The 13,811-nt window shown below is 58.2% G+C and carries 9 protein-coding genes; 6 read left to right on the forward strand and 3 right to left on the reverse strand.

Translation table 11 applies throughout. The features are described 5' to 3' along the window. Positions 1-29: 29 nt before the first annotated feature. On the forward strand, positions 30-1,244 hold the full coding sequence (locus tag LDN84_RS05515) for a CaiB/BaiF CoA transferase family protein (RefSeq protein ID WP_223909568.1): 1,215 nt from the start codon (positions 30-32) through the stop codon (positions 1,242-1,244). Positions 1,245-1,300: 56 nt separating this feature from the next. Here the strand turns inward: LDN84_RS05515 and LDN84_RS05520 are convergent, their stop codons facing one another. The 3 genes from LDN84_RS05520 to LDN84_RS05530 all read right to left on the reverse strand — a co-directional run bounded on the left by LDN84_RS05520 (position 1,301) and on the right by LDN84_RS05530 (position 7,332). Next, on the reverse strand, positions 1,301-3,853 hold the full coding sequence (locus LDN84_RS05520; protein WP_223909571.1) for a fibronectin type III domain-containing protein: 2,553 nt from the start codon (positions 3,851-3,853) through the stop codon (positions 1,301-1,303). Positions 3,854-3,985: 132 nt separating this feature from the next. Continuing rightward, on the reverse strand, positions 3,986-5,830 hold the full coding sequence (locus tag LDN84_RS05525; protein WP_223909572.1) for a hypothetical protein: 1,845 nt from the start codon (positions 5,828-5,830) through the stop codon (positions 3,986-3,988). Positions 5,831-5,991: 161 nt separating this feature from the next. Continuing rightward, positions 5,992-7,332: a hypothetical protein gene (locus LDN84_RS05530; RefSeq protein ID WP_223909576.1), complete on the reverse strand. Its 1,341-nt coding sequence runs from the start codon at positions 7,330-7,332 to the stop codon at positions 5,992-5,994. 72 nt (positions 7,333-7,404) lie between these two features. Between LDN84_RS05530 and LDN84_RS05535 the strand changes: the two genes are divergently transcribed. The 5 genes from LDN84_RS05535 to LDN84_RS05555 all read left to right on the forward strand — a co-directional run bounded on the left by LDN84_RS05535 (position 7,405) and on the right by LDN84_RS05555 (position 13,728). After that, positions 7,405-9,309, forward strand: a complete 1,905-nt coding sequence (locus LDN84_RS05535) for an ATP-binding response regulator (RefSeq protein WP_223909579.1) — start codon at positions 7,405-7,407, stop codon at positions 9,307-9,309. Beyond that, complete coding sequence (locus tag LDN84_RS05540; protein ID WP_223909583.1) at positions 9,306-11,150, forward strand: ATP-binding response regulator; 1,845 nt, start codon at positions 9,306-9,308, stop codon at positions 11,148-11,150. Before LDN84_RS05535 ends, LDN84_RS05540 begins: the two co-directional genes overlap by 4 nt. Continuing rightward, positions 11,147-11,767 carry a response regulator gene (locus LDN84_RS05545; RefSeq protein WP_223909585.1) on the forward strand — a complete coding sequence of 207 codons (621 nt, stop codon included), beginning with the start codon at positions 11,147-11,149 and terminating at the stop codon, positions 11,765-11,767. Before LDN84_RS05540 ends, LDN84_RS05545 begins: the two co-directional genes overlap by 4 nt. 187 nt (positions 11,768-11,954) lie before the next feature. Next, positions 11,955-12,878: a LysR family transcriptional regulator gene (locus tag LDN84_RS05550; RefSeq protein WP_223912778.1), complete on the forward strand. Its 924-nt coding sequence runs from the start codon at positions 11,955-11,957 to the stop codon at positions 12,876-12,878. Further along, positions 12,871-13,728 (forward strand): ChbG/HpnK family deacetylase, encoded by an 858-nt coding sequence (locus LDN84_RS05555; protein WP_223909587.1) that lies wholly within the window; start codon positions 12,871-12,873, stop codon positions 13,726-13,728. Before LDN84_RS05550 ends, LDN84_RS05555 begins: the two co-directional genes overlap by 8 nt. Positions 13,729-13,811 lie beyond the last annotated feature (83 nt).

Genomic DNA, 13,811 nt, shown 5'->3' on the forward strand with positions numbered 1-13,811 from the left:
CTGTTTTATTTGATGTGTGAAAGAAGCCCATGAGTTCATCTACCCCTGCCGCACCTGCTCGCCCCTTGCCTTTGGCCGGTTTGCGGGTGGTCGAATTTACCCACATGGTCATGGGCCCGACCTGTGGCATGGTGCTGGCCGACATGGGGGCCGAGGTGATCAAGGTCGAGCCGATCGAGGGTGATCGCACCCGCCATCTGCTGGGCGCGGGCGCGGGCTTTTTCCCCATGTTCAACCGCAACAAGAAAAGCATTGCCCTCAACCTGCATCAGTCGCAAGGTGCTGAGGTGGCGCGCAAACTGGCCTTGAGTGCCGATGTGGTGCTGGAAAACTTCAAGCCCGACACCATGGTCAAGTACGGGCTGGACTACGCCACCTTGTCGGCCCAAAACACCAAGCTGATTTATGTCAGCCACAAGGGCTTTTTGCCCGGCCCGTATGAGCACCGCACCGCGCTGGACGAGGTGGTGCAAATGATGGGTGGCCTGGCTTACATGACCGGCCGCCCTGGTGACCCGCTGCGGGCTGGCACCAGCGTCAACGACATCATGGGCGGCATGTTTGGGGCCATTGGTGCGCTGGGGGCCTTGATCCAGCGTGGCATCACCGGACGCGGACAAGAAGTGCAAAGTGCCTTGTTTGAGAACAACGTGTTTCTGGTTGGCCAACACATGCTGCAGTACGTGATGACCGGCCTGGCTGCCGCGCCCATGCCGGCACGCATCTCGCCTTGGGCGGTGTACGACGTGTTTACCGTCAAGGATGGTGAGCAGATTTTTTTATCTGCCGTGAGCGACGCGCAGTGGGCCACCTTCTGTGACGTGCTGGGCTTGGCTGACCTGAAGGCCGATGCGCGCTACGGTAGCAACAACGACCGTGTGCGTGAGCGGCCCACCCTGCTGCCATTGCTGCGCGAGCGCCTGAGCAGCTACAGCGCCGCTGAGCTCAGCGCTTTGATGGAAACCCACAAACTGCCCTACGCACCCATCCGCAAGCCTGAGGAATTGTTTGACGACGAACATCTGCTGGCCACTGGTGGCCTGGCGGACATGGTGTTGCCAGATGGCCCCCATGCGGGCGAAACCAGTAAGGCCACCTTGTTTCCGTTCACCATGGACGGGCAGCGGCTGGGCGTGCGCCTGAGCCCACCGACCCTGGGGGAACATACGGATGTATTGCTGGGTGATCTGGGCTTGACGGCCGAGGCGATCCAGGCCTTGCGTGCGCAAAAGGCGGTGGGATAAAAACAGCCCGCACGGGGCGGGCTGTTGACGCTGTGCGTGAGACGCGAACCGTTGAACTACGGAGAAACAAACAAGGCATTGCGAGTGTTTGAGGCAACCCCGGTGATCAGCAGACGATTCAGTGTTGGCGAGTAGGCGAAATTGGTCAACGGCATGGTGGCCGATGCTGAGTTGCGTGCCGTCCATGTTTGCCCATCGGGTGAGCTCACGATGCTGTCATTGACGGTGGCATAACCAGGGTTTTTGCCCAATGCAACAAACATGTTTCCAGCCCAAACCATGGATTGCGCATTGCCCGCCAGAGTGGTTGGGCCACGATAGGCCCAAGTCACACCGTCGCTCGAAGTCCAAGCGGTCGTTCCAGACAACGCGGCATAGACGCTGCCGTTAAAAGCAATGGCTGTTGGTGAAAAGGAAATCGTCAGAGTTGGGCTACTTCCTCGTACTGCCGGGTAGTTGGGATTAGGAACGACGTTGCCCGAGAGCTGCGGTGATACAGCTGCCCAAGCGATGCCATCGCTCGAGATCTGCATCGATCCATTGCTGCACAAAGCTCGGTACCGGCCATTGATCCACTCTATACCGGACGGTGCTGTCGAGTTGTAGTCGGGTTGACCTGAGGTAACCACCATGGGGCAAGGTGCAGTGAATTCTGTCCATGTAGAACCGTTGGTTGAACTCAGCCAGGTACCATTGTTTGTACTCACAAAAAAGCGATCATTGGCTGCATGCGCTTTGAGCAACACGCCGGGGTTCTTCAATGTCACCGGCACATTTGTCCACGTGTCCACCGTGGTATTGGTCGAGTAGCTGATGGCCGTTGTGAGCGAGTTAGAGACCAAACCTATCCAGCGGATACCGTTAAAAGCAATCTGATCGAAATTGACTTTACTGGGTGAGGCCGTCCATGTGTAACCATCTGCCGAAGTCTTGATCACGGTCGAAAAGCTACCTTGACCAGCGGCGACAAACTGATTGCTACCCCAAGTCACCATACTGGCACCGGGGCTTTGATCACGACAATCCGACCAGTCGACACCTGTAACACCGGTTGCGGGCAAGGTGGTGGCGACACCGTTAGCGGTGCAGTGGGCCACCGCCACTGGGGTTGCCAAAATGGTGAAAGAGGCAGATGTGAACGTTGCGCCACTGGTCTTGTTTTTGAAAACAATCGGTCCCGTTTGGGCCCCGGTCGGAATCGTCAGTGTGAACATGCTGCCATTGAGGAAAGCGACTGCTCCGGGGACATTGCCGGTGAAGGTGGCCGAAACATTGTTCAGCTCAAAGCCGGTTCCGACCACATAAAACGAATCGCCAACCTTGCCGCTGCTGACAGGCCCCATCGCATTGGACATGGTTGTCACGGTCAATGTGGCGCTGGCTGCGCTGGTGGTGGTGGTGGCTTCTGCCGACGCAGCGCTCTCGCCAGAGGCATTGAGGGCGGTCACTTTGTAGAAATACGCGGTGCTGGCTGTCAGCCCGGTGTCTACATAATTCATGGCCGCGTTGATGGGGCTTGCATTCACCTTGCTGCCCACGCCGCCTGCTGTGGCAGACCGGTAAACGTTGTAGCCGGTTGCGCCACTCACACCATTCCAGCTCACGGTGATTTGTGTGGCGCTGTTGGGCGTGACCGAGAGACCTGTGGGGGCCACCGGTACGGCAGCTGCCCCGGTGCTGGCGGACACCTCGGCAGAGGCTGCGCTCTCTGCGACGACGGTGTTGACTGCCGTCACCTTGAAATAATACGCGGTGCTGGCGGCCAGATTGTTGACCGCGTAGGCTCCTGCGGCGGCAACAGGTGTGGCGGTGAGCTTGTTGCCTGCCACCAGTTGAACATTGGGCGAGGTTGAGCTGTAGACGTTGTAGCCTGTTGCGGCAGGAACGGCTGCCCAATTCACCGTGATTTGACTGGCCCCGTTGGCGGTGGCTGTTGCGCCTGTTGGTGCGCTCAGGAAGGCCGGTACGGTGTTTGTCAACGGGGAACCACTTTGAGCCCCAGTGCGCAGGTCGGCAAAGGTTTTTCCACCGGATTGAGCAATGGCTGCGCCCAAGGCATCCAGTACCTGATCGTCAGCACTGCCGACGGTGAAGGTGCTGGTCAGTGGGTCGGACGTGCCAGAACCCGTGATGGCTTGCACCTGGGTTTGCACATAGCTTTTGGCTGCAACCAGATTGCCGGAAATACTGCTGCCCTTGCTGGCATCAAAGGCGCTAAAGGCAGCGGCGGGGTCGCTGCCCATGGCTTTGGCCACCACCAAATCGGTCAGCGGCGAAATATTGACTTGGCCTGCAGCGGTGGCAAAGCTGTACAGCTCCACTTTAGGCGGCCCAGCTTGGATGACCTGGAGCATGCAGGGTGCAGTATGTGCTGCTGTCAGGTTGAGCGTGAATACGCCATTAACATCTGTTTTTCCGGCAATCGGTGCGCCAGTGGTGCATTTGGCAATGACATCACCATTGGCAATGGCGGCTCCCGTGGCGGCCAGGCCGGTGAGTGTGTTGGTGTTGTTGTTGCCGCCTGAGGCAGAGCCCCCGCCACTGCCCCCGCAGGCCGTCAAAACGGCCAGGGCGCTCGCACTCCAAAAAAACCGGATGGATCTGAACATGAAACCTCCAAAAAGTGATTGAAGCGCCCATTCTTGACAATCCGGGATGATTTTTGTACCCCTCCAGCGGGGGGAGCTCAAACAAAACAGCCCGCAAAATGCGGGCTGTTTCATGTGTGACAGGTTGATGGATTATTGTTTGATCATGTTGTTGCAGTACTCTGTGGATGCCCCACTTTTCCAGAAGTAAGCCTGTGGCTTGGCTCCACTGACGGTCGTGCCGGTGAAGTCCATGCTGAAGGTGATGGCTGTGCCTGTTTTGGCGAAGTCGAAGTAGGCCCCACTGTTGGGGGGTGTCACCGTCCATGCGGTGCTGTTGATGGTGGTTGCAGCTCCGGCCGTATCGGTGTAGGTCATGGCACCATGGGCGTCCACAACCAGTTGGCATGTGGCATTGGTACCCAAGTGGAAGTTGTTGTCCTTCGTGCCCTTCCAGGTGCCGATGTAGCTTGCGACTTGCGCCCATTTACCAGCGGGGTCATTGGCCGTGTTACAGGTCACGCTCTTGGGGTTACTGGCTAAACCATTGGCCAAAACGACAGCCTGCTTGTTGGTAGTAGATTGGCTGATGGTGACACTGAACCAGTCCGAACCAGCGCTTTCGTCAGGGGTCAGTATGACGCTGCCGCCCATACTGGTTCCAACAATAGCACCCGTTGTTTTGCTGTAGTAAATGTCGTATTTGGCCTGAGTAGTGCTTTGATCAGCAGCTCCTGTCAGCCATGTATTGGGCAGATCAAGTTTGCCGCCTGTGGTGGTGAAACCGGCCCAGCTGATGCTGGCATTGCCTGTCGCATCCACCGAGAAAGTGCAGGCCTGGTTGTTGGCGGTGGGTGCAGTGAACGGGCCGCCGACCAGGGTGCTTGCTTTGAATCGTGAAGGTGTTGCCTTGTTAAATTCTGAAACGCCCACAGGGGTTCCTGCCGGGTAAGCCTCGCCCGCACAAACGAAGTTGAAATTGGCTCCTGCGGCTGGTGTGAAGGAGGTGTCGGTGATCACACTGCCGCTGGCCATGATCAGTTTGCCACTGGTGGCATCAAAACTCAGGCCTGTGTTGTAGGCTGGTGCAGCAGCTGTTGCGGCCTGGTAATTGCCGGCATTGGATTCAAAAAAGCGGCGCGTCCCACTGTAAAACACGGCTGGGGCAATTTCACCATTGGCGTTATCAAAGTAAAAACCATCCAGCATGGTCTTGATGCTGCCACCGGTATAGGCCCAGCTGGCCGCACTCACGCTCACACTGTGGTCAGCCGCAACATCCACGGTACAGGCCGAGCCGTCAGAGAGTTTGCCGGTAAACGTTGCCGTGGCGGGGTAACCTGCCGTACCTCCATTGCCACCGGCGATGATGACTTCGCCTTCTGCGTCAGCGAGTGATTTGGCACCCAGTTTGACCTTGAAGTCATCCAACACCCCGTCAAAGGCATCACCAGCAGTGGTTGCGGTTTTTGGTTTGAATTTGGTGCCCACAAAATCATCGGGCAAGTTGGTCACGGTCATGCCCAAGTTTGCGGCCAGATAGGCTTTGACGGCTTTGGATGCATCCGAGAGCTGCGTTGCAGAAATGGCTTTCAGCAACGCAGCGTTAAATGTGTCAAAAGCATTGGCTGCAGCTGCACCGGTCAACTTGGCAACCAACAACTCAGTGATGGGGGTGATATTGACATTTCCAGCGGCTGACACGAAGGAATGTAATTGTTGGGCTGTACCCGAAGCATCTTTGAAGTTCACCCGGGCAACACAGGGCAGGGTCACGCCGCTGACATCGATGCTGAAACTGCCGTCTGTCCCCGTTGCGGGGTAAGACGCGGTACCTGAGACGCACTTGAGGCTGACCGTGCCGCCAGAAATGGCCAAACCAGTCGCTGCAACGCCTGTGACGACGGAAGCCGTGCTTCCACTGCCACTGCTGCCTCCACAAGCTGTCAAAGCGGCAAGCAATCCTGCTGTCCATAAATACCGAGTTGCATGATGCATAAAACCTCCAGGGAAAAAGATGGGTCAATTTTGGGGGCTGACTTTAGGCTTGTGTACCCCTCCTTCGGGGGGGTGAAAGCCAAAAAATAGAGGGAGCATGGCCCCCTCTGAACAGATGAACGCAAGAAAATTTTGAAATGAGTTTTGTGGTGGGCTTTGAATTACCGGATACCCACGGTGATCGAGCCGTTCAGCGTCATGTTGCCGGTAGCGGGTGTGGTGGCGGTGACCGCATAGAGTCCGACACCGGTGAACAACAAGGTGGCCGATGTGGCTGACAAAGCGGTGATCTTGACCGTGCCGCCACCCGCTGAGCTCCATGTGGCCGCACCATTCAAGATTTGGATGTAGTCCACCCCCATCACGGTATTGGGCGAAGACCCTGTCCCCGACTTGTTGACGGTATAGGTATTGCCGACGGCGGGCGTGCCAATCAGTTGCAGTGCCAGACTGTCACCCGCGGCTGGGTTGACGCAGTTCACATTCAGCAGTGTGCCTGTATTGACAGAAGAGCAGGTGACAGGGTCAGCCGGGGTAAAACTGGCTTTTCCCGCGTTGTGGGTGCCTGCCAGGGTCAAGCTGCCACCACTCGCACCGGGTGTGGTGACCGGCGTGGTTGCCGTCACGCCCGTGAATGTGCCTTTGGCCCCTGCACCGTCATCCCAGGTGCCGCTGAATTGGCGGGTGTTCAGGTTCAAAGTGCCCACCCACGGAGTGCCCCCGCCAGTGCCAGAAAAGGCATAGGTTGAGCCTGTTCCCATGGTGGTGGCCATGCTGCCGGTGACGACTCCGGTCCCCCCGGTACTGTCGGTTGCCGTACCGGAGACAACACCCTTGGCATCAATGGTGATGTTCCATGTGCCACTGAAACTGCCACTGAAGTTACCCGAATACGCACCCGCAAACAGCGCATTCAGGCTGTTGGACATGTGTGCGGTGGCGTCCGCCGCGGTAGCAACAGTGGCCCCGGCCGGTTTGATGGCGTTGATCAAGGTGTCCAGATCAGCGGCAAGAACCTTGGTGAAATCAACCGATTTTCCGGTTGCCGCCGTGACAACGGCAGGGTCAATTGTGAGGGTTCCACCCGTGGCTGGCGTGCTGCTGATCGACATCAGAAACCGCACTATATTGTTGACCGTGGTGTTGCCCGGTGTGGCGCCTGCGCCGACCAGGTCAAGCGGTGTGACCAGGGCTTGGGCAGAAGGTACCGAGCCCAGGAGGATGCCCCCCACATAAAACGCCACCGCTTCACCTGATTTGCAGGTGAATTGGCCATTGGCATCGGTGTTGCCCGACAGTGTGCTGGATGTGCCGCACTTGTAACCCAGCCCTACTACCGTGGCATCGACAAACTGGCCCGTCACCGTGCTGCCACTTCCTCCTGTCGCCGCACTGTCACCGCCTCCGCAACCCGCCAAGGTCAAGGCCGCAGCCGTGGCCGTCGCCAGCAAGATGCTGTGGATGCTGATTTTCTTCAATCCAAGATGAGCCATCGAACGCATGAAAACTCCTTAAAAATGTGAACTTGAATCGTAGAAATAGTCCGGTGAAATGGGCACCCCTCTGGTGGGGGGATGCCTACCCCCACCATGGCGGGGTATCGTCAGCATCCGAAATGCACCGATACTTTGATGAATTGCCGCCTAACCATTGCCCACGTGCTTCAATTACGTCTTTTTCACACTTACGATCCCGCCGTTGAGCAGGAGTTGTTCGTGCTGGGTTATCGCAACCTGGCGGTGCATGTGCTTGGGCAGACCGGTTTGTCCTTGCTGGTGGCTGCTGGTGCCTGGGCAACGGTTGCGCATGTTCGCGTTGTCAGTTGGCTGGCCTACATGCTGGTCATGGCCGTGATTTTCGGCCTCGGGATCTGGGGCTTTCGCCAACGGGCCAATCGTCCTGGTATCCACCCCGCAGTTTTTCGGCAATGGAAAGTGGCCCACCTGTGGATGGTGACATCGACCGGTCTTGGTTGGGGTGGTCTTGGTTTCTTGTTTGTTCCTGGTGCTCAGGTGAACAACCTGATGGTAATGACCTCTTTTGCCGGGGCCCTGGCTTACTCAGCAGTCAGCAATGCGCATGATTTGCAAGGTTTTGTGGTCAGTGTCAGTTTGGCCATCGTGGTCTTGCTGTCGCAAATTCCGGCGGCATTTGGGGATCAAGCGCTGGTGGTCATGGGCATGTGTTTGTTGTATTTGTCGGTGATGGCCTGGGTGGCGCGCAATGCGCACTTGACGTTGATTGAATCCATTCAGCTGCGTCTGGCCAATGAACATCTGGCCCGGAAAAATGCCGAAAACGCCAGTCGCGCCGAGCAGGCCAACCGGGATAAATCCGAATTTCTGGCAGCTGCCAGCCACGACTTGCGCCAACCAGTACACGCCTTGTTGCTGTTGATAGAGGCCTATCGCCAGCAGGTTCCTGCAGCGGCCCAGCATCCATTGATTCTCAATATTGCCACGGCGGGCCAGTCGATCGGTTCTCTTTTTAATGCCTTGATGGAGCTTTCGCGTTTGGAGAGTGGCATGGAGCAACCGGTTGTGGCCACTTTTGAACTTTCGGAGTCCATCACCCGGATGGTGGCGCGGGTGCGACCGGAGGCTGATCGCAAGAATTTAACCTTGCGCTGCCAGGTGGGCAAAGCCGCCGAGCGATTGATGTTGTGTACCGACAAACTGCTGCTGGAGCGCATGCTGGGCAATTTGCTGACCAATGCTGTGCGTTACACCGCTGAGGGCGGTGTTCTCCTGAGCTTGCGCCTGGCGCACGGTGGAGACGGTTACTGGCTGGAAATCTGGGACACCGGGGTTGGCATCGCGCAGGGCGATCAGGCCCGAATTTTTGATCCCTATGTGCAGGTGGCCAACCGCGAGCGTGACCGAACCAAAGGGCTGGGCCTGGGGTTGGCCATTGTGCGCCACGCCAGTGAGTTGCTGGGCATTGGGCTGACACTGCGCTCCCAGCTCGGGCGTGGGAGTTGTTTTCGGCTGCACCTTCCGGCTGGGTTGTGCACGCATGCCCCTGCGCCGCAAGCGCAGCAAACCCCCACCCGGTTTTTGCCGGACAGCGTGCACATTGCCAACCAGTTGTATGGGCGGCGCATTCTGCTGGTGGATGACGACCCCATGATCCAGCACGCCATGCAGGCGCTGCTGGGCAGTTGGGGCATTGACTTGCGCTGTGCCGTAACCGGTGATGCCAGTGCCATCAAGGTGTGTGGATCGGATTGGCAACCCGAGTGCGTGTTGTGCGATTTCCGGCTGCCTGGTGCCATGGATGGCATTGAGATGCTGGACTATCTGCAAGACTGCTATCCGCAGGCGGTTGGTATCTTGCAAACCGGCGAGTTGGTGCAAACGGTGCAGGCCCGGGCCGAAGAGGCTGGCTACATGGTGATGTTCAAACCGGTGGATGCGTTGGTGCTGGCTTCGACCCTGGGTGCGGTGTTGAAACGGCATGGTGTGGAGCGTGTGGCATGAGCTTGACCAACCTGCTTTTACGCTTGCGCGCTCCGGTGGATGAGCCGGAAGTGGATCATGCCTTGTTTTTGCTGGGCTATCGCAATTTGCGGAGCTCAGGTTTCGGTCAAATTGTCTTGACATTTTTGGTGACTCTGGCCTCTTATGAGTATGCGCACGCGCTCACGCTTGGGATATGGCTTGGGTATTCGATTCTGGTTGGGTTGTTTTACTTTGTTCTGTTGTGGCATTTCAAGTTGAGTGCACATCTGCAGAAACCCGATAGGAGGATCACCAGACGCTGGCTGCGTTATCGCCGTGCGTTGCAATTGTTCAGCAGCATCGGTTGGGGCGCTACGAGTTTCCTAATGGCTCCGCAGGCCGCTGCCCATAACGCGTTCATCCTGATTGTTTTCACTGGGATTGTGGGACATTCAGCCTTCGCCAATTTGGCCAATGATTTTTTAGGTTCGATGGTGAGCGCCGGGGTCACCATGTTGATATTTGTTGCGTACTTGCCGCAAATTTACGGAGAGAACATTCTGACCATTGTTCTGGAGTATGGGATCTATGCACTTGCCCTGCTGGTTGCCATGCACCACACCCAAGCCTTGCTTCGCAACGCCATTCGCTTGCGCTTGGCCAATGAAGAGCTGGCCCGCAACAATGCCGAGCAAGCTAGGCGTGCCGACCAGGCCAACCGCGACAAATCCGAGTTCCTGGCCGCTGCCAGCCACGACCTGCGGCAACCGGTGCATGCCTTGTTGCTGCTGGTCGAAGCCTACCGCCAGCAGGTGCCTGCGGCCATGAACCACCCGCTGATGCAGCACATCACCCAGGCCGGGCAGTCCATCAACGGCTTGTTCAACGCCTTGATGGAACTCTCTCGCTTGGAAAGTGGCTCTGAAAAACCGACCCTGAGCGAATTTGATTTGCCAGAGGCCTTGCAGGGCGTGCTGGCGCGCTCGCAGCCCGAGGCGCAGGCCAAGGGTCTGCACTTGCGCAGCTTTCTGGCTCCCGGTCTGGAGCGCATGCGGGTGTGTACCGATCAAGTCCTGCTCAAGCGCATAGTCGCCAACCTGCTCAGCAATGCCTTGCGCTACACCCCGCGTGGCGGCGTGCTGCTGGCACTGCGGCGCTGCCATGGCGCGGCCTGTGGGTTGTGGATTGAGGTCTGGGACACGGGTATCGGGATTGCCCAGGCGGATCAGTCGCGCATTTTTGACCCTTATGTGCAAATGGCCAACCGCGAGCGTGACCGCAGCAAAGGGCTGGGCTTGGGGCTGGCCATCGTGCGGCACGCCTGCGAACTGCTGGGTTTGACGGTCAGCGTGCACTCTGTGCCAGGCCGGGGCACGCGCTTTCGGCTGGAGCTGCCCAGCAGGCTGATCGTTGCACACCCCAAGAGCCAGGTGTTGCTGCATTTTGCCCAGACCAAGAGTGATGGGGTGGTGCAAGCCGGTGTCTGGCTGCGCGGGCGGCGGGTCTTGCTGGTGGAAGATGACCCACTGGTTCAACTCGCCATGCAGGCGCTGCTGGGCAGTTGGCAGCTGGATGTGCGCTCTGCCACCCGTGGGGACGCTTCGGTGCTGGCGGTGTGTGCACCCGATTGGGTGCCTGAATGTGTGCTGTGTGATTTCAGACTGCCGGGCACAATGAACGGCATTGAGTTGCTCGACTTTTTGCAGCAAAAGTTTCCCGCCGCCATTGGCGTATTGATCACCGGTGAAATGCTGCCAACCGTGCAGCAAGCCGCCGAAGATGCCGGCTACATGCTGATCTCCAAGCCGGTGGATGCCGCCGTACTGGCCTATACCCTGGGGGCTTTGCTGGAGCGCCGAAACGAAGAAAGAAACCCATGAATATCTTGATTGTGGATGATCACCCGTTGACCTGCCAGGGCCTGGCCGCGCTGCTGGCGGCGACCCAGTCGGGGGCGCAGGTGCAAAGCGCCTATTCGGCTGAGCAGGCGCGTCTGGCCTTGCAAAAGTTGCCCGCGCCAGACTGGATTTTTTTGGACATCAATTTGCCTGATGACCCGCAACACCTGTTGTTCAAAAGCCTGTGTGAATCGACCCGGATTGACCACACCGTTTTGATCTCCGCCGATCCCGAGCACCGCCTGATTCGCACGGCACTGGCCGCAGGGGTGCGCGGATTCATTCCCAAAACAGCCGACCCCGAGCTGGTGCTGAACGGCTTTGCGCATATTTTGGCGGGTGAGTTTTACGTGCCACCCGCCCTGGCGGCCCAGTTGCACGACACGGCCAGCGCAGAGGCCGCCACGCGCAACCTGTCGCCGCGCTTGCAACAGGTGCAAGAGCTGTTGCTGCGTGGCACGGCCAATAAGGTCATGGCCCGCCAGCTTGGCCTGTCCGATCACACGGTCAAAGAGTATGTCTCTTCGGTGCTGACTTTTTATGGGGTCGCCAACCGGCTGGAACTGGTGCTCAAGCTGTCCCGAGACCCGGCGCATTAGCTTGAAGCAAGCTTGCAAGGCTAGTCCCCTGCAGCGGCAGATTCGCTGCATTAGCGGGTTTGAAACTATTGAAATAGTAGCTGCTTGCGCATTGTTCATGGACTCTAGAGGGCGATTTGTTCAATAGTTTTGGTTCAAATATGCTATTTTTCCGAGAATTCGCATGAAGGTGGTAACGTCTGGTGCCATGAGCACATTCAAGCAACTGGAAACGTTTGTCGCGGTCGCAGCCCGTGGGGGCTTGAGCGCTGCCGCCAAGTTTGAGGGGGTAGCCCCGGCCATCATTGGGCGCAGGCTCGATGCGCTGGAAGAGCGCCTGGGCGTGAAACTGCTGGTGCGCACCACCCGCCGGGTCAGCCTCACGCATGAAGGCAGTGCTTTTCTGGAAGATTGTCAACGCCTGCTGACGGATTTGGCCAATGCCGAAGCCAGTGTGTCCGCCGGGGGCATCAAGGCCAGTGGCCATTTGAGTTTGACCGCGCCCGCCGGGTTTGGCCGCCGCCATGTGGCCCCGCTGGTCCCACGTTTTCGTGAGCTGCACCCGGAGGTCACCGTGTCACTCAGCTTGAGTGACCGGGTGGTTGATTTGACCGCAGAAGGTTTTGACTGCGCCGTGCGGGTGGGTGACATGCCGGACTCTTCCCTGGTCAGCGTCCGCCTGGCCGACAACCGCCGCTTGTGTGTGGCCACGCCCAAGTACCTGCGGCAACACGGCACCCCGACGCATCCCCATGATCTGGCCAAGCTGGATTGTCTGACCATGAGCAGTGAGGCCTCACAAAGCCGGGGCTGGGCTTTTTCCCTGCCGCAAAAAGACGGCATGGAGGTGATTCACCTCAAGCCAGGTGGACCCATGAGTTGTTCGGACGGCGAGGTGCTGTTTGACTGGTGCCGCGCCGGATATGGCATTGCCTGGCGCAGCCTTTGGGAGGTGCAGGCGGAACTGGATTCGGGGGTATTGGTGAGTGTGCTGGACGATTTTGCCGCACCGCCCAACGGCATTTATGCGGTATTTCCCCAGCGCAAACATTTACCGCTGCGGGTGCGTTTGTGGGTGGATTACCTGAAACAACACTATGCACAACCGAGCTTCTGGAGTACACATGGCTGACCCGCAGGCGCTGACTCGAACACCCTCTGTGCCCACCATGCGCCAGGTGATTGTGTGTGCTGATGATTTTGCGGTGCACCAAAGTGCCTCGTTGGGCATGGCCAAGCTGGCCCACATGGGCCGTATCAGCGCCACCAGCGCCATGGTGCTGTCGCCACGCTGGGGGCAGGATGTTGCCTTGCTGCAAGACCTGCGTGGCCAGATCGACGTAGGCTTGCACTTGGACTGGACCAGCAGCTTTGCCATCGCCGCCGGGTACGGCATGCCGCTGGGAGCCGCCATGCGCCGGGCCGTGCTGGGCGGTTTTGACCAGGTACAGGCCAGCCGCGTGATCGAACGTCAGCTGGACCTGTTTGAGGCGCACTGGCAAGCTCCACCAGACTATGTGGATGGTCACCAGCATGTGCAGCAGTTTGCCGGGATTCGAGAGGCCTTGGTGCAGGTGCTGAGCCAACGCTACGCCACGTCAACCGTCCAACCCTACCTGCGTATCTCACGCGCGCCCGCAGGTCTGCGTGACATCAAAAGCCGAGTGATTGCCTGGATGGGAGCCAATGCTCTTGAAAAAAGAGCTGCTTGTGAAGGAATATTAAGTGCTAGAGCCCTGTTTGGCATCTATAACTTTGAGGGTGACTCAGCCCGCTATGCGACCTTGATGGCGCACTGGCTGGCGCGTGCACCGGCGGGCGGAATCCTGATGTGCCACCCGGCGCAAGCCGCCGAGCCGGGTGACGAGATTGGCGTGGCCCGAGCGCAGGAATTTGCTTACCTGGCCAGCCCTGAATTTGCAGCAGCGCTGGTTGCGGCCAAGGTGGAGATCGTTCGGGGACATGCTAGTAATCGCTGTTAGGCGTTGTCTTTGAGTTCATCATCGTTCATGCTGTAAGTTTATTTTTATGATGCCAATGGGGTATTGAACTAGTCCAACTGGAA

This window comes from Rhodoferax lithotrophicus, from assembly GCF_019973615.1.
GTDB lineage: Bacteria > Pseudomonadota > Gammaproteobacteria > Burkholderiales > Burkholderiaceae_C > Rhodoferax > Rhodoferax lithotrophicus.